This is a genomic window from Amycolatopsis sp. NBC_01286 (genome assembly GCF_035982555.1).
In the GTDB taxonomy this organism is placed as follows: domain Bacteria; phylum Actinomycetota; class Actinomycetes; order Mycobacteriales; family Pseudonocardiaceae; genus Amycolatopsis.
Genome location: NZ_CP108428.1, coordinates 8,101,951 through 8,121,082, shown reverse-complemented (window position 1 = coordinate 8,121,082; position 19,132 = coordinate 8,101,951). Strand labels below are relative to the sequence as shown.

Genomic DNA, 19,132 nt, shown 5'->3' with positions numbered 1-19,132 from the left:
ATGTAGAGTGTCCCAGTCGAACAGAAGGAGGGTCACCGTGACCGGGACGGAAACACCAGCCACGCCCCAGCGCATCGTGGACGTCGCCGTGGGCTACATGGCCGCCGGGCAGTTGTTCGCCGCCAACCGCATCGGCCTGTTCCGCGCACTCGCGCCCGGGCCGCTCGACGCGGCGGAACTCGCGGAACGCACCGGCCGGCCGGAGAACATCACGCGCATCCTCGGTGACGCGCTGTCGTCACTGGGCCTGCTGTCGCGAGTGGACGGCCGGTACGCGCTGACGCCGGACACCGCCGCCTACCTCGGCGGCACGGGGGAGGAGCCGGACCTCGCGCCGTTCCTCACCTTCCTCGAAACCATCAGCTACCCCCACTGGCAGCAGTTCCCGCACACCGCCGACACCGGCGAACCCGGCGAGCTCGACCTCACCGGCGACCGCTGGACCACCTTCATCGGCGGGGTCATGGTGTATAACGCCCTACACGCTCGGGCTTTGGCGCAGGCGTTCGACTTCGGGTCGGCCAAGCGGTTGCTGGACCTCGGCGGCCTGTCGGCCGCCTTCGCCCTGGAAGCCCTGCGGGCCAACGACGTCCTGCACACGACGTTCGTCTACGACCCGCGGTCGGTGCCGTCGGTGACCGAGGCGGTGGCGGAGTTCGCGGACCGGACGCGGGTCGTGGGCGCGCCGACCCCGGAGGCCGAGCCCGACGGCGAGTACGACCTCGTCATGGTGAACCACGTCCTGCACCGGTTCGGCGTCGAGGAGAACCGCGCGATCCTGCGGCACGCGCGGGCCGCGGCGGCGCCGGGTGCGCGTCTCCTGCTGCTGGACTTCTTCCTGGACGACGACGCCGTGCCGCGGTCGCTCGACGCGCTGCACGCGGGGGAGTACCTGGTCATCGACGGCACGGTCGTGTACCCCGAGGCCGACGTCCGGGGCTGGCTGGCGGACGCGGGGTGGCGGCCGGTGGACCGGCTGACCCTGCCCGGATCGCCGCGCGTCCTCGTCGCCGAGGCGGTGTGAGGATGGCCTTCGATCCTGCGGGTTCTTCCCGCCGAAGCGGTGCCGGGATGGCCTTCGGCCGCGCGGGTTGCCTTCTTGAACCCGACGTTCCGCTGCGGGCTCGTCGAGGCGAGGTCTGCGTGGCCTTCGGGCCCGCGGGGTCTCGTGGCCGAGGAGGTGCCCTCGCCATCGCCGATCCTCGTCGTCGAAGCGGCTCCCCGGCGACTCTCGATCCGGCAGCGCTCGAGCTGCCCGGTCTTTCCCCCGAGGCGGTGTCCGCATGACCCTCGACCCCGCGGTTCAGGAGCTGCTCGCCCTGGCCGCCGACGCGCCGGTGCCCGAACGGCCGCCGACGGCGGTGGAGCTGAGGGCCGCGTTCGCCGCGTCCCGGCCGGCGCCGGGTGCGCTGGCGCCGGTCGCGGCGGTGACCGAACGCCGGGTGGGCGACCTCCGGGTCCGGCTGTACCTGCCGGAGGCGCCCGGCCCGGTGCCGGTCTTCCTGTGGATCCACGGTGGTGGCTGGACGATCGGCTCGGTCGACGAGAACGAGGTCGCCTCACACGCGGTGTGTGCCGGGGCGTCGGTCGCGGTGGCCGCCGTCGAGTACCGGCTGGCGCCGGAAGACCCCTACCCGGCCGCGCCCGAGGACTGCTACGCCGTGCTGGAGTGGCTGGCCGCGGGCGGCGCGGGTCCGGCGGTCTCGCCGGAGCGGATCGCCGTCGGCGGTGAGAGCGCCGGCGGCAATCTGTCCACTGTGGTCTCTCTGATGGCCCGGGATCGGGGCGGGCCTTCGATTTCCGCGCAGGTGCTGATCTGCCCGGTGTTCGCCCACCCCGACGACGGCTTCGCGTCCTACGCGGACTTCGCGACGGGCTACGGCATGACGGCCGACGCGATGCGGTTCTTCTTCGCCCAGTACGCCCCGGACCCGGCTCGCCTGACCGACCCGTACCTGCTGCCGTCACGCTCGAAGGACCTGAAGAGCCTGCCCCCGGCCTTGATCCTGACAGCGGAGTACGACGTCCTGCGCGACGAGGGCGAGGCGTTCGCCCGGCAGCTGACCGACGCGGGCGTGGCCGTCGACCTCACCCGCTACGCGGGCCAGATCCACGGCTTCTACGGCCTGTACACGGACCTGCCCTCGTCCCCGAAGTCCCACGCGGAGGTGGCGGCCTACCTGCGCGGGATCTTCACCGCGTAGCGCATGAGGGGCACCTTCATGGCTTTTAACGCCCTGAAGGTGCCCCTCACGGCTTGGTGAGCCGGGCCAGGAACGACTCCAGGTGGCGGTGCTGCAGCGCCACGGTGGAGAACTCGCCCGCGACCAGGCTCATCACGTTCGCGCCCGCGTTGACCAGGATGACCTCGTCCACCAGCTGCTCGTCCGGCGTCTCGGTGACGATGTCGCCGTCCTCGCGGCCTTCGGCCAGGAAGCGGTGCAGGAGCCCGCGCCACTCGCGGACGTGCTCGAGGTACTTGTCGTGCATCCCCTGGTCCGACAGGGACATCTGCCAGAAGATCAGCAGCACGCGCCCGGCCGTGATGCGGGCTTCGTCGATCGGCATCGAGGACACGCAGAGCTCGCGCAGCGCGGCCAGCCCGCGCAGGCCGTCGAGGGCCACGTACTCGCGCATCATGTCCAGCGCCCGCTCGTAGGTCGCCGCGATGATCTCTTCCTTGCCGGCGAAGTACAGCTTGAGCGCGCCGTTCGCGAACCCGGCCGCCGCGGCGATCTCGCGCATCGTGGCGGCTTCGATCCCGCCGCGCACGATCAGGTCCCAGGTGACGTCGACGATGTCCCTGCGCCGCTGGTCGTGGTCGATGATCTTGGGCACCCGGCACCTCCGCACTGGTTTTCTCTACCAGTGTAGGAGAAACTACCCGGAAGCACCGGATCGGGTCAGCGCCGGAACACCCGCCGTCCCGCGAACCAGGTCTCGACGACCTGCGTGCCGGCCACGTCGGCGGTCCGGAACGGATCCCGGTCGAGGACCACGAAGTCGGCCGAGCGGCCCGGGGTCAGCGCCCCGGCGACGTCGTCGAGGCCGCACGCGCGGGCCCCGCCGAGGGTGAACACCTCGATCGCCTCGGCCAGGGTGATCGCCTGCTCCGGCCAGAGCGCGCCCGGCCGGCGACCGTGCGGGTCTTCGCGCGTGACCAGGCCCGCGATGCCCTCCCACGCGTTCGGCGACGCGCTGACCGGCCAGTCCGAACCGCCGGCCACGAGCGCGCCGCTGTCCAGCAGCGCGCGGTTCGGCTGCATCCGGGCCGCGCGGGCCGCGGGCAGCACCCCGGCGATGGCCTCCGGAATGACGCCGGGCACCCAGAGGAACGGCGAGATGTCCGCCGCGACACCCAGTTCGGCGAACCGCGGCAGGTCGTCGGGGTGCACGAACTGGCCGTGCGCCACCTGGAACCGCACGTCGGTGAACCCCTCGGCGCGCAGCTTCGAGACGGCGTCGAGCAGCAGCCGGACCGACGCGTCGCCGGTGCAGTGCACCTTGGCCGACAGGCCCGCGGACGCCGCCGTGCGCAGCCAGCCCGTCAGCTCCTCGGCGGACATGGTCGGCTCGCCGTGGAAGCAGCCGCCGTGGACGTCGTCGGGCAGGTACGGCTCGAGGAACGCGGCCGTGCGGGTCGGCGGGACGCCGTCGAGGAAGATCTTCACGAAGTCGGGCCGGTGGTGCTCGGTCCGGTAGCGCCCGGCGACCTCCAGCAGCGGCGCGCCGACCGGGTCGAACCCGAAGATCGGGTCGTTGACCAGCAGCGACGACACCACCCAGGCGTCCAGCTCGTCCGCGTCGTCGAGGGACTTCAGCGCGCCGAGGATGTCGGTCGAGACGCCCGCGTCCTGGAACGCGGTGACGCCGAAGCCGTGCAGGATCTCGATCGCCCGCTGGGACGCCCGGCGGTGCTGCTGCGGCGTCAGGCCGCCGGCGACGTACTCGACGAGCACCCCCGCGGCTTCCAGCAGCAGGCCGCTCGGCTCGCCGCCGTCCCGGTGGATCACCCCGCCCGGCGGGTCCGGCGTCGCCGCGGTGATCCCGGCCAGCTCCAGAGCCCGGGTGCTCACGAAGCGGTTGTGGCGGCTGTCGTCGGCCAGCGCGACCGGCCGGCCGCCCGCGGCGTCGTCGAGCGCGCGCCGCGCCGAGGCGTGCGAAAGCGTCTCGACCAGCGTCGACGCCCAGGCGCCGCCGATCAGCCAGTCGTCCGGGCCGAGGTCACGCGCTCGCGCGCGGACGGCGTCGAGGATGTCCGCGAACCCCGCGTCCGCGCCGAAGGTGAGCTCGAACAGCTCGGCGCGGCCGGCCATCGCGTGGTGGTTGTGCACGTCCACCAGCCCGGGCAGGACGAACGCGCCGCCGAGGTCGAGCACCTCGGTCTTCGGCCCGCGCTCGACGTCTTCGAGAGCCAGGACCTTCCCGTCGGTGACGGCCAGCGAGGACGCCCACGGCCGTACCCGGTCCAGGGTGTACACGACGGCGTTGGTGAGGATCAGGTCGGCGGCCACGGCTCAGTGCTCCGCCGGGTCGAGGCCCGCGGGGTGGACGGTGGTGCTCAGCAGCCGCCCGTGCGCGCCGAACGTGAAGCACGTCGTGTCCTCACCGGTGTGGTCTAGTCCGAAGAGGACACCGTGGGAGCGCAGCGCGCGGGCGTTGCGGTGGTCGGCGATCGTCACCGACGCGCACGAGATCACCTTCTCGCGCCAGGCGAACACGTGGATCCCGGGCCGGACCTGGTACACGGAGTTCTCGTCGGTGTCGGCCAGCCCGCGCTCGGGCCCGGCCAGGCACTGCCAGGTGTACCAGTGCGGGCTGAGGTAGACGTGCTCGTAGGCGTGGTCTTCGCTGTACACCCACACCACGCGGCGCCCGATCAGCGCGGTGCTCGGCGCCATCGCCTTGCCGCGCACCTCGGCGCCGTCGATCGTGGCGGGCCGGAACTCCTGGGTGACGCGCGGGGTGCCGGCGTCGCCGATCCGGGTGGTGACGACCAGGGCGCGGCCGTCGCGGACGTCGAGGATCAGGGACACGGCCTCGCGCGCGGCGCCGGGGTGGGGCTGGACGTAGTACAGGCCGTCGTCGACGAGGAACGTCTCGGCTTCGGTGCCGTCCCAGGTGAAGCCCGGGCCGCCGGCGTCGTCGCGCAGCACGAACGCGCGGCCGTGGAGGTCGCCGGTGAGCGGGGCCTTGTTCGCGTCGAAACCCGGCGCGAGGCCGTCGAGCGGCAGCCAGGTCGAGGTGTCGGAGAGCGTCATGACGTCCTTAGGGTTCGCAGTGGTGGGCGCCGGCGGGCAGGTCGAGGGCCGGGTTGCGGTCGCAGAAGCCGTAGGGCCGCACCAGGAACCCGGATTTGTCGACCGGCATCACCGGCCAGTCCTCGGGGCGCGGCACGTGGGTCGGGCCGAACACGTGCCACAGCACGAGATCGGTGTCGGTCAGGTCGCGGTTCGCGGTGGTCCAGGCGGGCAGGCCCGCGCCGCCGGGGTGGGCGTTGGGCCGCTCGCCCGCCGGGAACCGCTCGTCGTCGCGGTACGGCGTCGCCCACAGGTGCTTCGTCGCGAAGGTCGCCCGGGCGTGCACGGATGCCTCGGGCTGCGCCAGCAGCGTGGCCGCCGGCCGCGGCACGAGCTGGTAGGCCGTCGGCTTGCCGAGCCGGTTGACGCGGTCGGCGCTGCGGATCTCCCAGACCCGGGCGCGCGCCGGATCGGCCAGGCGCATCGCGTCGTGTTCGGTGCGCAGCGGCGTGCTGCGCCAGGTGAACGCGTTGCCGTACGGGTTTTCGGGGCCGGTCGGCACCCCCACGACGTCGACTTCGTGGAGGTTGTTGCGCTCGCCGTCGACCTCGACGTCCAGCCGGGCGCAGAACAGGTGCTGGTGCACCGGCGCGAAGAGGCCGGGCGCGATCTCGGTCGCGTGCGGCTGCTCCCGCCCCGGGGTGCCGGCGCCGCAGAAGACGACGCCGGTGGCCTTCGCCTCGAACTCGATGGTGCCGTCGAGGTAGAGGTACCAGTAGTGGCCGTAGTCGTAGTTGCCGATCGTCGAGATCGACGAGACGACCAGCCGCCGCGAGCGGCGCACCTCCGGGTGCCCGCCGAGATCGGTGTGCTTCCAGAGGATCCCGTCGTCCTCTTCGTGCAGGCAGATCGCCCGCGGGATCTCGACCGGCTCGCCGTGGTCGTCGGCGACCCAGGCCGGGAAGTAGTGGATGACGCCCAGGCAGTCGCAGCCGAGCCGCAGGTCGTTGCCGTTCTTGCCGAACTGGTATTCACCGGCGTCGAAGTAGCTGATCCAGAACCGGCCGGGCGCGACGTCGCCGTAGGGCACCACCATCTCGGGGACCGAGGCCCGGTACAGGACCGGCCGGTCCTGGAAGCCCACCTGGTGCAGCGTCAGGCCTTCGCGGGTGTTGAAGCCGACGCGCAGCCGCCAGCCCTCCCAGACCACCTCGGTCCCGTCGACCGTGAAGCTCGGCCCCTCGGGCTGGGTGATCTCGATCGGCTTCAGCGACGTCCGCGCCGGGACGTCGCCGTAGCGGCCGTGCTCGGGTGGGACGGGGACGTCACCTTCGTCCTCGACGCGCAGCACCTGCCGCCTCGTGAGGTCGAGGTGCACGACCAGCCCCTCGACGGGCCGCGCCCACGGGCTGTCGCCGTCGTCGTCGCGGAGGAAGGTCAGCGAGCGGATCACGCGCCCCGTCTCGTCGGCGCGGCCGAAGTGGCCGGGCGCGAGCGGTGCGCAGAAGGCGTGCTCGACGTGGTCGGCGAGGCCGCGCCGGGCCATCGCGGCCCGCCAGCCGTCGGACGCCTTCGTCAACTGCTCGGCGAGGGCGTACTCCTCGAACAGGTACGACGGCTGCCCGTCGGCTTCGGCCCAGTCGTCCCAGGAGACGAGTTCGTGCGCGGTCACCGAGACGACGGCCTCCCCGGCCCGGCCGGTGGCGGTGTCGAGCAGCGTGTAGCGGATGCGCCGGTCGCCGGTGCCGGCGCGGACGTCCGCCTTGGCGGGTTCGACCGGCAGCACCTGCGGGAAGCGGATCGTCTCCCCGGTGAGTCCGGCGCCGGCGAGGATCGCGCGGCCGGCGGACAGTTCGGCGGCGGTCAGCGGGTCGAGGGGGTGCGGGGTGCTCACCCCGGTCAGTCTCGGCCCGCGCGGCGTCGTCCGCGACCGCGCGTGCGGGCGCGGACAACAGAACTGCGCTCTCGGCCAACCGCCCGGCGGGCGCCCGCGTTGAGGATGGGCGCATGCGAACCGATCTCGCCGGCAAGGCGGTCGTGGTGACCGGCGGGGCGTCCGGCATCGGGCTGGCCTGCGTGCGGGCGTTCCGCGCCGAAGGCGCCCGGGTGGCGGTCATCGACCGGGCGCCCGGCGCCGACGTCCGGGCCGACGTCACCGACGAAGCGGCCCTGGCCGCGGCGGTGGAGACGGTCGCCCGCGGGTTCGGCGGTCTCGACGTCGTCGTCGGCTGCGCCGGGATCTCCGGCCCGGTCGGCACCCCACTGGCCGCCATCACCGCCGCCGACATCGCCGCGGTGCTCGCCGTCAACGTCACCGGGCAGTTCCTGCTGGTCAAGCACGCGCGGCCGTGGCTGGCCGAGGGCGGTGCCGTGGTGCTGCTCGGCAGCGACTCCGCCTTCACGGCCGCGCCGGGCATGGTGCCCTACTGCGCGTCCAAGGGCGCGGTCGTGGCGCTGACCCGGGCCCTGGCGGTCGAGCTGCCGGGGATCCGGGTCAACTGCGTGTGCCCGTCGGTCGTGGACACGCCGATGGCGCGCGCGGACCTCGGCGACGTGCTCGACGACCCGGCGTTCCCGGTGCAGGCCGCCGACGACGTCGCCCGCCAGGTGCTGTTCCTCGCGTCCCCGGCCTCGCGGCCGGTCAACGGCCAGGCCCTGCTCGCCGACTTCGGCCTGTCGGCCCGTTCGGCGTTCCCCGCCTAGGAAAGGATCCACAGTGGACTCTTCGGACTCAGTTGTCGCCATCACCGGCGGAGGCACCGGCATCGGCGCCGCGGCCGCCCGCCGCTACGCGAGCGACGGCGCCCGGGTCGTCGTGCTGGGCCGGCGTCGCGAACCCCTGGACGAGATCGCCGTCGAGATCGGTGCGCACGTCATCACCTGCGACGCGAGTGTGCGCGCGGACGCCGAGAACGCCGTCGCCGAGATCGTCGAGCGGTTCGGCCGGCTGGACGTCGTCGTCGCCAACGCCGGCGGGCACGGCCTGTCGTCGGTCACCGACACCGGCGACGAGGAGTGGGAACTCGCGCTGCGGTCGAACCTGTCGAGCGCGTTCGTGTTCTGCCGGGCCGCGCTGCCGTCGCTGGTCGAGACGGGCGGCCAGGTCGTCGTCGTGTCGTCGCTGGCCGGGCTGTTCGCCGGGCCGAACGTCGCCGGCTACACCGTCGCCAAGCACGCGCTGATCGGCCTGACCCGCTCGATCGCCCGCGACTTCGGCCCCCGCGGCGTCCGCGCGAACGCCGTCTGCCCGGGCTGGGTCCGCACCCCGATGGCCGACGGCGAGATGGACCAGTTCGCCGCGGCGGCCGGCTTCGCGGGCGGCCACGACGAGGGCTACCGCCGCGTGACGGCCGACGTCCCGCTGCGCCGCCCGGCCGAGCCGGCGGAGATCGCGTCGATCATCCGGTTCCTGGGCTCGCCGGAGTCGTCGTACATCACGGGCGCGGTCCTGGTCGCCGACGGCGGCGCCCACTGCGTCGACCTCCCCACGCTGGCCTTCGAACGCGCCGGCATGTGACACCCCCGGTCGTGAGTGCGTAACAGTGTTAGAACACTGTTACGCACTCACGACCCGAGGTAGGCGGCGTGCAGGGTGGTGGGGGAGTCCAGCAGGGGCTGGGCGTCGCCTGAGTACGTCACCCGGCCTGAGGAGACGACCAGGGCCTCTTGGGCGACGCCTAGTGCCAGGTGGGTGAACTGCTCCACCAGCAGGATCGCCGCGCCCTCGGCCGCGAAGCGCGTCACCACCGGCAGCAGGCGGGTGAAGACCACCGGTGCCAGGCCCAGGGACATCTCGTCGATGAGCAGGAACGCCGGGCGTGCCGCGAACGCGCGGGCCAGGACCACCATCTGCTGCTCGCCGCCGGACAGCAGCGCCGCGGGGGAGTCGCGGCGCTTGTCCAGCTCCGGGAACAGCTCCAGGACCTCGTCGACGCGGGCCGCGGTGCGGGCGGTCAGGCGGAGGTTCTCCAGCACCGTCAGGCCCGGGAACACCGCGCGGCCCTGCTCGATGTGCGCCAGCCCGAGCCGTGCTCGCGCGACCCGCGAGTGCCGCGTGACGTTCACCCCGCCGAGGTGGACGCTCCCCGCGGCCGGCGCGACCACGCCCGAGACGGCTTCGAGGAGGCTGGTCTTCCCGGCGCCGTTCGGCCCGACCAGCGCCGTGATCCGGCCCGGCTCGAGGACGAGGTCGACGTCCCGGATCACCGGGCCCGCCCCGCGCCGGACCGTCAGGCCGTGCACCCGCAACGCGTTCACAGCAGCTCCGTTTCGCCCATGTACGCCTTCAGCACGGCCGGGTCGGCCAGCACGTCCGCCTGCGGCCCGCTCGCCAGGACCTGCCCGAAGTCGAGCACCGTCAGGCTGTCGCACACCGACCGCACGAGGTCCAGGTCGTGCTCGATGAGCAGCACCGACACCCCGAACCGCGCGGGCACCTGACGCAGCCGCCGCCCGAACGCGACGTGCTCTTCGTGCGGCAGGCCGGCCGCCGGCTCGTCGAGCAGCAGCACCCGCGGCCGCGCCAGCAGGTGCCCCGCGACCTCGACGAGCCGCCGCGCGCCGGCGTCCACCCGCGACAACGGCGTCCGCGCGGGCGGGCAGCCGAAGAACTCCAGCGCGTCGGCGACCTCGGCGGCCGTGATCCGCCGCCGGGCGACGAACCGCACGTACGCGCCGACCGTCAGCCCGGGCGGGACGCGGTCCTGCTGGAACGTCCGCCGCAGCCCGGCGCGGGCCCGGCGCGTGGGGGAGCCGGCCAGTGGACGGCCGTCGAGCGTCACGGTCCCGGTCGCCCGTGGCAGGAACCCGCTGATGACGTCCACGAGCGTCGACTTCCCGGCGCCATTCGGCCCGATCACGCCCAGCACGCCGTGTTCCGGCACCGAGATGTCCACATCGGACAGTGCGCGTACGTGTCCGAAGGAGACACTCAGCCCGCGCACCTCCAGCACCGGGTCCCCGGGTGGCAGCGCTTCGACGTCGGCGACGTCGGTGAGGCCGACCCCGGCCGTGGTGCGGGACCGGCGGCGGTACCAGAGGTTGCGCCAGGCCGTGCCGAGGTTGCCGCGCCCGGCCAGGGCCTGGACGCCGAGCACGCCGAAGATGACGAAGCCCCAGTCCTGCGGCACGCCCCAGCGTTTCAGCAGCTCCGGCACGGCCACCCAGAGCAGCGCGCCGAACACCGCCATGTCGATCAGGTGCGCGCCGGACATGATGGCCAGCACGTAGAGCGCGAGCGACTGGATCGCGGTGAAACTGGCCGGGAAGGCCAGCCCGACCTGCCCGGTGAGCAGGCCGCCGCTGATCCCGCCGAGGGCGGCGCTGACCGCGAACGCCGTCAGCTTCGACGTCCGCACCCCGGCGCCGACCGCCGCCGTGCCGCGCTCGGAGAAGGCGACCAGGTGCCAGCTGCTGCCCCAGCGCCCGCGGCGCAGGAAGTGCACGACCAGCCCGCAGGCGACGAGCACCAGCACCGCGAACAGGAAGTACGACCGGTCGTCGGCGAACGCGTCGGGCCGCTCGACCGCCGTGCCTTCGGTGGCGCCGGGGAACTGGATCTGCACCAGCGTCAGGTCGGCGGCCGCGGCCAGCCCGAGGGTGACGACGGCGAGCGTGATGCCGCGCAGCCGCAGCGCGGGCAGCCCGACGAGCACCCCGGCCACCGCCGCGGCCAGCCCGCCGAGGACCAGCCAGACGACGAACCCGCCGGGCACCCCGGCGACGTTGCACGCCGACACGACGAACGCCCCGACCGCGCCGAAGGTCAGCTGGCACAGGGAGATCATCCCGGCGGTGCCGGTCACCACGCCGAGGCCGAGCAGCGCGATCGCCGCGACGACGGCGCTGACGCCGAGGTAGACGAAGTACCCGGCGAGCCCGACGCTCAACGCGTACCCGACGCCGACGGCGGCGGTCGCGACGAGGACCGGCAGGAGTCGTTCAGCGAGCCGCATCCCACACCTCCTTGCGCTGCGTCCACAGCAGCAGCGCGACGATGACCAGGAACGGGAGGAAGTACCGCAGCACCGACAGCCGGTCGGACTGGGCGACCGCGCCCTGGGCCATGCCCAGTACCAGGCCGCCCGCCACGGCCAGGTCGAGCCGCCGGAAGCCGCCGAGCAACGCCGCCGCGGCCGCCGGGACCACCAGCATCGCCAGCGACGTCGGGTCGTTCGACTGCGACGGCGCGACGATCGACACCGCGAGCGTCGCGATCACCCCGGTCGCCGTCCAGACGCCGACCGCCAGCGGGCGGGCCGGGATGCCCAGCAGCTCCGCCGTCGTCGGACGCTCGGACAACGCCCGCAGCCGGACGCCCAGCGTGGTGCGGGCCAGGACCGCGCGGCAGGCGAGCGCCACCACGATCGCCAGCGCGACCGTCACCACGGTGACCTGGCTGATCACCACCCCGCCGACGGTGAACGCCGGGCCGGCCAGCAGCGGGTGGAACGGCTGCGGCTTGTTCCCGAACAGGATGAACGCCAGCGAGATCAGCAGCAGGAGCACCGCGACCGTGACCGCCGAGCGCGTCCCGGTGTCGGCTTCGGCGAGCCAGGTGGACACGATCCAGCCGAGCACCGCGCTCAGCGCGCCACCCAGGACGATCCCGGCGAGCGTCGCCGCCCACTCCGGGAGTCCTAAGTGGACCGAGAGGAAGACGGCGACGTAACAGCCGAACATCCCGGTGGCGGACTGCGCGAAGTTGACCACCCGCACCAGCCGGGACATCAACGTCAGGCAGACCGCGAGCACCGCGTAGAGCCCGCCCGCGGCCAGCCCGGCCAGCGCACCTTGCAGCATCGACATCCTCCTACGAGCGAGGGATCCGTAGCCAGTCCTGCCCGGCCAGCTCCCACTTGTTCGTGCCGGTGGCGAGCTTGATCGGCCAGCCGGCGGTGTTGTCGTGGTGCGTCGCGGCCGGGCCGAAGACGTACGGCGTGCCGACCATCGGGTCGGTGACCGGCTTCATCCCGCGCAGCGCCTTCGTCACCGACTCGCGGGTGACGTCCCCCTGGATCCCGCGGACGACGTCGAGGAAGTACTTCGCCGCCAGGTAACCGCCCTGGCTGAACGACGTCAGCGGGATCTTGTTCTTCGTCATCAGGTCGCGCCAGTCCTTGGTCTGCGGGCTGCCGGCGTCGGTGAAGGGGTAGAACTCGGCGGGCACGTAGACCCCGGCGCCGGCGTCCGAGATCGCCTTGGCGTAGTTCTCGCTGTACACGCTGGTCAGCAGCAGCCACGTGACGTCGTTCCAGCCCTGCGCCTGCGCGGCCTTGAGCTGGCCGATCGAGTCGGGCTCCACCGGGTTGACCGTGATGGCCTTGCAGCCCGCCGCCCGCGTCTTGACGACGTAGGAGGTGTAGTCCGAGCCGCCGTAGGGCACGGTCGCGTCGAGGTACTTCAGCTTCTTGCCGGTGATCTTCGTCCACTCGTCGATCGCGGCCTGGTACGCCGGGAGCGTGTTGCCCGCGATCTCCAGCAGTGCGCAGATGTCGTTCAGCTTCAGCACTTCCGAGCCGTAGAGCAGGGTGAGCGTCATGTCGTGGAACGGCCCGACGTTGACCGGCGCGATGTTGGGGCTCGAGAAGCACGCCGGGTCGACGCCGATGCCCTGCACCGAAAGGATCTTCTGCTGCTCGTAGTACTTCGCGTTGATCTCGCACTCGATGAGGCTCGACGACCCGACGAGCGCGACGGCCTCGTCGCCGCCGACCACCTCGCGGGCGGCGGCCGCGGCGGCCGACGGGTCACCCTTGTCGTCGATCGCCTTGTACTCGATCTGCCGCCCGTTGACGCCGCCGGCCGCGTTGGCCGCGTCGAACACGGCCTTCGCGGCCTGGGAGGCCTCCGGGAAGGTGGCCGCGCCGCTCAGCGCGTTGACCGAGCCGACGACGATCGGCCCGTTCGTACCGGACCCGGCGCCGGCGCACCCGGCGGTGGCCAGCACCACGGCGATCGCCAGGGCGGGCAGGGTCTTTCTCATGAGTGCTCCCGGGTTGCGGCCACGACGGGCGCGGAGTCGACGATCTGCTCGAAACTCGCGACGGCACCCGCGGCGAACCGCCACACGTGGGCGACGCGGGCGGTGAAGGACTTCCCGGTGCCGCGGTGGGTCCCGGTGTAGGTGCCGACGCCGACGACGGTGTCGCCCGCGTCGAGGAGGTCGGCGAGGGTGAAGCGGTAGCCGTCCCAGTCCCGGCCGATGGCCTCGAAGACGTGCTGCCGGACTTCGTCAGGGCCGGTGTAGTTTCCGGCATAAGGGAAACCGGCGGCCTCCGTCCACGTCGTGCCGGGGCCGAGCGGGGCCAGCATGCCGGGCAGGTCGCCGCGGTCGCTGGCGTCGTAGTGCGCGCGGATGACGTCCACAGGGGACACGGGAAGCTCCTTCAGACGGGCTGGGCGTCGGGGTAGGCGACCGAGCCGAGCGGGTAGACGTGCCCGCCGGCGCGGGAGTGCTCGGACCGGCCCTCGCCGGTGAGGCCGAGGAACACACCGGTGGTGCGCAGCGCGTAACCGAGGTCGTGCAGCCACACGCTCGCCACGGCGATCCGGAACTCGCGGAAGCAGAACAGGTAGAGGCCGTCCTGGAACTTCCACACGGTCGACAGGTCCATGTCGCCGTGGCCGCGCTGCACGCCTTCCAGGCACTGCCAGGCGTAACGCTCCGACGAGACGTAGACGTGCTCGTAGAGGTGATCGGGGCTGTAGCGGTAGAGGTTGCGCTTGCCGATCAGGTCCCGCGACGGCCCGGGCACGGCACCGGACGGCTCGCCGCCGCCGGTCGTCCCGGCCCGGAAGCTCTGGGACACCCGGGGAACGCCGTCGACGTCCTCCGCGCCGATCACCGACCGGACGGCGAGCGCGCGGTGGGTCGACGTCGAATAGACGACCGTCAGGGCTTCGCCTTCGACGCTGGTCAGCGGGATGTTGACGAAGTACACGTCGTCGCGGACGGCCACCGCGTCGTAGGGATCTTCGACGCCGTTGCAGATGACGTGGTCCGCGTCGGGAAAACTCAGCGCGAGCGAGGCGCCGTCGTCGAGGGTGATCGTGACCGAGTGGCCGGTGAGGTCGGCGTTCGGCAGGCGGTAGGTGGCGATCCCGGCGGCGAACTCGTCGTAGGTGCGCCAGCCGTCGGTGGGGGCTTCGGGCATGGGCTCATCGTCGAGCGGCGCCCGGCGGCGAGCGAGCGGTCACGCGCTGGGGGGCAACTACCGGTCGCTGACGGTCAACTCGCGGCGCAGCTCGCTCGGCGCGCGCCCGAACGCCGTCTTGAACACCCGGCTGAAGTGCGCGGCGTCGACGAACCCCCAGCGCGACGCGATGGCCGCGACCGGGCGGCCGGCGTGCACCGGGTCGAGCAGGTCACGGCGGCAGTGCTCGAGGCGCCGGGTGCGGATCCAGCCGGCGACCGTGGTGCCCTGCTCCTGGAACAGCCCGTGCAGGTGCCGCGTCGAGATGAAGTGCTCGGCGGCGATCCGCGCCGGGTTCAGCTCGGGGGAGTGCAGGTTGGCGTCGATGTGCGCGCGGATCCGGCGCATCAGCTCGTGGTGCGGGTCGGCGCCCGCGTGCGCGAGGTCGAGCTCGGTGGCGACCATCGTGCTCAGCAGGTCGACGGCGCTGTGCGCCAGCCGCGCGCCCGCCGGGCCGGCCAGCTGCTCGAGGTTGCTGCCGAGCTGGGCGAGGAACGGCACCACGACGTTGCCGACGCCCTCCTTGCCGGACATCCGCACCGCCGTCAGCCGCCCGACGAGCTCGGCGGGCAGGTCGATGAGCCGCTGCGGGAACATCACCACCAGGGTGCGGAAGTCCTCGGCGAACTCCAGCGAGTACGGCCGGTGCGTGTCGTAGAGCGCGACGTCGCCGGGCCGCAGGACGGCCTGCCGGTCGTCCTGCACCAGCAGCCCGGTGCCGGCCAGGATCAGGCTCAGCTTGTAGTACCGGCGTTCGCCGCGCGCGATCAGCTCCGGCGTGCGCCGGACGACGTGCGGCGACGCCGAGATCTCCGAGACCTGCACCTCGTCGGCCGTCGACGAGCGGATCCGGCCGCGGAAGGCCTCCCCGGCGCCGGCGGTGACGTGCAGCGGCACGAAGGACTGCGTGACGGCGGCGCGGAACTCGGTGAAGTCCCGGGCGATCAGGGTCGTGGGGGCGGGCACGGGTCACCTCGCAGCATCGGGAGTGTCGTATACGATAAGCGATACGATCTTGCCCGGCAATGCTCCTGCGGTACCATTCCGGTTACGCTGAGTGGTGCCAGTAGTCCCGCTCGGGCAGCACGAGCCAGGTGTCGGGCGGCCCGGTGATCGCCCGCGCGTCGACCGGCCGCAGCCCGGCGTACGCACAGGCGTAGGCCGCGGCGTTTCCCGGGTACAGGTAGGAAAGCAGCACCTCCAAGGCCGAGGAGTCGACGTACGGCGCGCCGCCGGGGTGCAGGTCCGACCCTTCGGTGACGCCGTCGCGGACGATGCACCCCTGGTTGCCGCTCTTCGGGTTCGAGTACACGCCGTAACAGACCGTGCCCGCAGACAGGAGCCCGGTGACGACCGGGGTCTGCGGCAGGTAACCCCACGGCTGGGTGACGACGCAGCCGCCGGGCACGTCGGTGACCCCCACGATCTGGTCGGTGCCCTCGGGCGCCCACGGATCCGCGGACAGCGCCCGGCCGACCGCGGGATCGGCGGGGACGGCGTCGAGCCGCCGCGCCGCTTCCGCCGCGTCGACACCCGCGACACACGCGAGGCCGGTGCCTTCGAGCAGGCAGCCGTGCAGCGCGGCGCCGAGACCGGCCGCCGCCGCCACGATCACGGCCTCGGCGTCGCTGAGCACGACCCCGGCGGGTGCGGCGCCGAACAGGTCCGGGGTGGGCCCGGCCAGCGCGAGCCGCCCTGGCGGCCAGCCGGCCGGGTCCGGCCGCCACGGATCCGCGCCCGCGCCGGCCAGCACGCGGGCGTTCTCCGGCCGGCGGGCGTGCACCGCCCACCACAGCGCGGTGTGGCCCTCGGTTTCGGCGTCGACGTCGGCGGCCTGGCGCGCCAGCTCCGCCACCTGCTCCGGCGTGCCGCGTTCGGCGGCGTCCTGCAGCGCGGTCATCGATCCCCCCTCGAAGTCGGTTCGCGGCGACCGTAGCGGGCGGCACCGACGAATTCGACGGGTAGCGCGGCACGGAGCCCACGTGTGATGCTCGGTAGTGGAGGGGGAGGGGAGATGGACTCGTTCGGGGCGCGGTTGCGCCGTCTTCGGCGCGCCCTCGGGCTGACCCAGGAGGCGCTGGCCGAGAAGTCGGGCCTCAGCGGGCAGGCCGTCGGCGCGCTCGAGCGCGGGGACCGGCGGTTCCCGCACCGCGCCACCCTCGACCGGCTCGCCGACGCCCTCGACCTCGACGGCGACGAGCGGGACGCCTTCGTCGCGGCCGCCGCCCGGCCCGGCACGCCCAAGCCGGAACCGGGCGTCGTCCCGCGCGAGCTGCCGGGCGAGATCGCCGCGTTCACCGGGCGGGAAGCCGAGATCGAGCGCGTCCTGGCCTGCTTCGGCGAGGACCGGCCGGGGGTCGTGGTCGCCGTCGCCGGGATGGCCGGGATCGGGAAGACGGCGCTGGCCCTGCACGCCGGGCACCGGCTCGCGCGGCGCTTCCCCGACGGCTCCCTGCACCTGGACCTGCGCGGGCACGCGGCCGACCCGCCGGACCCGCTCGACCTGGTCGACCGCGTGATCCGGGAGCTCGGCGGCGAATCGCCGACGCCGCTCGCGCTCGACACCGCGACGGCGCGGCTGCGGTCGCTGCTCGCCGCGAAACGCGTGCTGCTCCTGCTCGACAACGCCCGGGACGCCGCGCACGTCGCGCCGCTGCTGCCCGGGGGCGGCGGCTCGGGGGCGATCGTCACCAGCCGTGCCGCGCTGACCGACCTGCCGCAGGCGCACCAGGTTCTGCTCGACGTGCTGCCCGAGACGGACGCGCTGCGGCTGCTGGCCGCGGAGATCGGCGCCGGGCGGGTCGCGGCCGAACCCGCCGCGGCGCGCGCGGTCGCCCGGCTGTGCGGGTACCTGCCGCTGGCCCTGCACCTCGCCGGGGCCCGGCTCGCGACCCGGCCGAACTGGCCCGTCGCCCACCTCGCGCACCGGCTCGACGACGAGCGCCGCCGCCTCGACGAAACCGGCGTCCGGACGAGCTTCGAGCTCGCGTTCGGCCGGCTGGAGGCCGGTGACCCGGCCGCCGCCCGCGCGTACCCGCTGCTGTCGCTGCTCGACGTCCCGGAGCTGTCGGTGGCCGTCGCGAGCCGGCTGCTCGACGCGCCCGAACGAGAGACCGAGGAGCTGCTGGAACGGCTCACCGACGAGCACCTGCTGACCACGCCCGCGCCCGGCTGGTACCGGCTGCACGACCTGCTCCGGCTCTACGCCCGCGAACACGCCGAGCGGCTGACCACGGCCGAGCGGGCCGGCGCGATCACCCGGGTCGTCGAGCTGTGCGCGGCGATGGCCTGGCGGAGCATGGCGCTGGTCGCGGCGGCCTCGCAGCGACACGACTGGGCCGCGGGCCGCTGGTCGGTCGAGCCGGCGCCGGCGTCCACGGAGGAGGTGTTCGGCTGGCTCGACGCCCACCAGCCGCACCTGGTCACCGTCGTGCGGCAGGCCGCCGCGACGCCGGGGGTGCCCGCGGAGTCGATCGCCGCGATCGGGCTCGGCCTGTTCGAGTACCACCGGGCGCGGGCGCGGTGGCGCGACGCCGTCCACGTCGACGAGCTGGCCCTGGAGCTGGTCGACGGCGTCGACCGGGTGGCCGCCGCGACGCTGCGCAACGACCTCGGCGTCGCCGAGGCCGAGCTGGTCCACGGCGGTGAGGCGCCGGACTTCCGGCGGGCCCACGCGCACATGCGCCGCAGCCTCGCGGACTGGGAGGCGATCGGGGACCCGCGCCAGCTCGCGAGCAGCCTCAACAACCTCTGCTTCGTGTTCGGCCTCGGCGACGACCTGGACTCGGCCATCGAGTTCGGGGAGCGCGGCCTGAAGCTCAACCGGTCGCTGGGCCTGCGGCACGTCGAGACGCTGAACCTGGTCAACCTCGGCATCCTGTACGGGCGCCGGGGTGACCGGGAGCGCGAGCTGGTCTACGCGACCGACGCGGTGGCCGTCGCCGGCGACACCGGTGACGTGCGGGGCATGGCCTACGGCTGCATGCGGGCCGGCATCGTGCACCGCGAGGCGGGCCGGCCCGCCGAAGCCCTCGGGGAACTCCGCCGCAGCGCCGGGCTCTGGCGCGTCGCGGGTGTCCGGCTGTACGAGGCGATGGCGCTCGCCGAGCTGGGCCGCGCGCACCTGGAGGCGGGGGACCGCGAGCAGGCGCGGGACGTGCTCACGGAGGCGCTGGCGATGATGCGGGAGTACGGGGGCGAGGAGCGCGTCGCAGCGGTCCGAGCGGACCTGGAACGGCTGTAGCGCCGGCCCCGGCGACGAGCCCGGCGGTCAGGAACGGCCGCGGCCGGTGCACGGCGTGGCAGGCGACGACGTCCGCTTTCCCGGTGGCGCAGGTCAGCAGGATCGTGTCGCGGACGCGCTGCACGTAGAGCAGCCGCGTCTGCGGCGGCGCGGCGGCCGCCGCGGTTCCGGGCACGCCGGCGAGCGAGCCGGCCGCGAGCAGTGCGGCCGAAAGGAGCCTCCAGGAGGTCGTCACCGATGCCTTCCTCGTCCGGGACTTTCACGGCACGCCGATCTTCGCGGCGGGCCGCCGGACGCGACAGCGACAACCTCTACAAAGCACCTCTACAACTCTGATTCGCCCCCGAGCACCCGCGGCCGGCCGGGCGGCGCCGTCGACCCTCCACAGTGGACGTGCAAAGTGTCCACAATAGACTCTTGTGCTCGCGCGCGACGAAGCCCGCGACGCGTCCGAG

General features: G+C 73.5%; 17 protein-coding genes. 5 read left to right on the top strand and 12 right to left on the bottom strand.

The window, feature by feature from the left end; genetic code table 11:
- The first annotated feature begins 37 nt into the window (after window positions 1-37).
- Both OG570_RS36965 and OG570_RS36960 read left to right on the top strand, forming a co-directional pair.
- Window positions 38-1,024 carry a methyltransferase domain-containing protein gene (locus OG570_RS36965; protein WP_326953490.1) on the top strand — a complete coding sequence of 329 codons (987 nt, stop codon included), beginning with the start codon at window positions 38-40 and terminating at the stop codon, window positions 1,022-1,024.
- A gap of 259 nt (window positions 1,025-1,283) precedes the next feature.
- Window positions 1,284-2,204, top strand: coding sequence for an alpha/beta hydrolase (locus OG570_RS36960; protein ID WP_326953489.1), 921 nt, complete (start codon window positions 1,284-1,286; stop codon window positions 2,202-2,204).
- A 46-nt stretch (window positions 2,205-2,250) separates the two neighbouring features.
- Here the strand turns inward: OG570_RS36960 and OG570_RS36955 are convergent, their stop codons facing one another.
- From OG570_RS36955 to OG570_RS36940, 4 genes are all read right to left on the bottom strand, one after another.
- Window positions 2,251-2,838, bottom strand: coding sequence for a TetR/AcrR family transcriptional regulator (locus OG570_RS36955; protein WP_326949391.1), 588 nt, complete (start codon window positions 2,836-2,838; stop codon window positions 2,251-2,253).
- Window positions 2,839-2,903: 65 nt separating this feature from the next.
- Window positions 2,904-4,514: an amidohydrolase gene (locus tag OG570_RS36950; RefSeq protein WP_326953488.1), complete on the bottom strand. Its 1,611-nt coding sequence runs from the start codon at window positions 4,512-4,514 to the stop codon at window positions 2,904-2,906.
- A 3-nt stretch (window positions 4,515-4,517) separates the two neighbouring features.
- Complete coding sequence (locus tag OG570_RS36945) at window positions 4,518-5,261, bottom strand: MoaF C-terminal domain-containing protein (protein ID WP_326953487.1); 744 nt, start codon at window positions 5,259-5,261, stop codon at window positions 4,518-4,520.
- A gap of 7 nt (window positions 5,262-5,268) precedes the next feature.
- Window positions 5,269-7,134, bottom strand: a complete 1,866-nt coding sequence (locus OG570_RS36940; RefSeq protein WP_326953486.1) for a primary-amine oxidase — start codon at window positions 7,132-7,134, stop codon at window positions 5,269-5,271.
- A gap of 113 nt (window positions 7,135-7,247) precedes the next feature.
- On the opposite strand from OG570_RS36940, the gene OG570_RS36935 reads away from it, so the two are divergent.
- Together OG570_RS36935 and OG570_RS36930 are read left to right on the top strand one after the other, a co-directional pair.
- Window positions 7,248-7,943, top strand: coding sequence for an SDR family NAD(P)-dependent oxidoreductase (locus OG570_RS36935; RefSeq protein ID WP_326953485.1), 696 nt, complete (start codon window positions 7,248-7,250; stop codon window positions 7,941-7,943).
- A 13-nt stretch (window positions 7,944-7,956) separates the two neighbouring features.
- Window positions 7,957-8,757, top strand: a complete 801-nt coding sequence (locus tag OG570_RS36930) for an SDR family NAD(P)-dependent oxidoreductase (protein ID WP_326953484.1) — start codon at window positions 7,957-7,959, stop codon at window positions 8,755-8,757.
- A gap of 47 nt (window positions 8,758-8,804) precedes the next feature.
- Here the strand turns inward: OG570_RS36930 and OG570_RS36925 are convergent, their stop codons facing one another.
- From OG570_RS36925 to OG570_RS36890, 8 genes are all read right to left on the bottom strand, one after another.
- The gene (locus OG570_RS36925; protein WP_326953483.1) at window positions 8,805-9,497 is read right to left on the bottom strand and encodes an ABC transporter ATP-binding protein; all 693 of its coding nucleotides are present in this window, start codon (window positions 9,495-9,497) and stop codon (window positions 8,805-8,807) included.
- Window positions 9,494-11,194, bottom strand: coding sequence for a branched-chain amino acid ABC transporter ATP-binding protein/permease (locus tag OG570_RS36920; RefSeq protein ID WP_326953482.1), 1,701 nt, complete (start codon window positions 11,192-11,194; stop codon window positions 9,494-9,496). Before OG570_RS36920 ends, OG570_RS36925 begins: the two co-directional genes overlap by 4 nt.
- The gene (locus OG570_RS36915) at window positions 11,181-12,041 is read right to left on the bottom strand and encodes a branched-chain amino acid ABC transporter permease (RefSeq protein WP_326953481.1); all 861 of its coding nucleotides are present in this window, start codon (window positions 12,039-12,041) and stop codon (window positions 11,181-11,183) included. The genes OG570_RS36920 and OG570_RS36915 overlap by 14 nt, the downstream gene beginning before the upstream one ends.
- Window positions 12,042-12,051: 10 nt before the next feature.
- Window positions 12,052-13,224 carry an ABC transporter substrate-binding protein gene (locus OG570_RS36910; RefSeq protein WP_326953480.1) on the bottom strand — a complete coding sequence of 391 codons (1,173 nt, stop codon included), beginning with the start codon at window positions 13,222-13,224 and terminating at the stop codon, window positions 12,052-12,054.
- Complete coding sequence (locus OG570_RS36905) at window positions 13,221-13,616, bottom strand: nuclear transport factor 2 family protein (protein ID WP_326953479.1); 396 nt, start codon at window positions 13,614-13,616, stop codon at window positions 13,221-13,223. The genes OG570_RS36910 and OG570_RS36905 overlap by 4 nt, the downstream gene beginning before the upstream one ends.
- Window positions 13,617-13,627: 11 nt before the next feature.
- Window positions 13,628-14,395 carry a MoaF C-terminal domain-containing protein gene (locus OG570_RS36900; RefSeq protein WP_326953478.1) on the bottom strand — a complete coding sequence of 256 codons (768 nt, stop codon included), beginning with the start codon at window positions 14,393-14,395 and terminating at the stop codon, window positions 13,628-13,630.
- A 57-nt stretch (window positions 14,396-14,452) separates the two neighbouring features.
- Window positions 14,453-15,400, bottom strand: a complete 948-nt coding sequence (locus tag OG570_RS36895) for a helix-turn-helix domain-containing protein (protein ID WP_326949403.1) — start codon at window positions 15,398-15,400, stop codon at window positions 14,453-14,455.
- A gap of 82 nt (window positions 15,401-15,482) precedes the next feature.
- Window positions 15,483-16,334 carry an ankyrin repeat domain-containing protein gene (locus OG570_RS36890; protein WP_326953477.1) on the bottom strand — a complete coding sequence of 284 codons (852 nt, stop codon included), beginning with the start codon at window positions 16,332-16,334 and terminating at the stop codon, window positions 15,483-15,485.
- 114 nt (window positions 16,335-16,448) lie between these two features.
- On the opposite strand from OG570_RS36890, the gene OG570_RS36885 reads away from it, so the two are divergent.
- Window positions 16,449-18,677 carry a helix-turn-helix domain-containing protein gene (locus tag OG570_RS36885; RefSeq protein WP_326953476.1) on the top strand — a complete coding sequence of 743 codons (2,229 nt, stop codon included), beginning with the start codon at window positions 16,449-16,451 and terminating at the stop codon, window positions 18,675-18,677.
- Window positions 18,678-19,132 lie beyond the last annotated feature (455 nt).

Excerpts from the sequence above, each read along its gene's own strand:
- OG570_RS36960 (WP_326953489.1), top strand. The coding sequence starts at position 1,284 with ATGACCCTCGACCCCGCGGTTCAGGAGCTGCTCGCCCTGGCCGCCGAC.
- OG570_RS36945 (WP_326953487.1), bottom strand. The coding sequence starts at position 5,261 with ATGACGCTCTCCGACACCTCGACCTGGCTGCCGCTCGACGGCCTCGCG.
- OG570_RS36935 (WP_326953485.1), top strand. The coding sequence starts at position 7,248 with ATGCGAACCGATCTCGCCGGCAAGGCGGTCGTGGTGACCGGCGGGGCG.
- OG570_RS36920 (WP_326953482.1), bottom strand. The coding sequence starts at position 11,194 with ATGCGGCTCGCTGAACGACTCCTGCCGGTCCTCGTCGCGACCGCCGCC.
- OG570_RS36915 (WP_326953481.1), bottom strand. The coding sequence starts at position 12,041 with ATGCTGCAAGGTGCGCTGGCCGGGCTGGCCGCGGGCGGGCTCTACGCG.
- OG570_RS36910 (WP_326953480.1), bottom strand. The coding sequence starts at position 13,224 with ATGAGAAAGACCCTGCCCGCCCTGGCGATCGCCGTGGTGCTGGCCACC.
- OG570_RS36900 (WP_326953478.1), bottom strand. The coding sequence starts at position 14,395 with ATGCCCGAAGCCCCCACCGACGGCTGGCGCACCTACGACGAGTTCGCC.
- OG570_RS36890 (WP_326953477.1), bottom strand. The coding sequence starts at position 16,334 with ATGACCGCGCTGCAGGACGCCGCCGAACGCGGCACGCCGGAGCAGGTG.
- OG570_RS36885 (WP_326953476.1), top strand. The coding sequence starts at position 16,449 with ATGGACTCGTTCGGGGCGCGGTTGCGCCGTCTTCGGCGCGCCCTCGGG.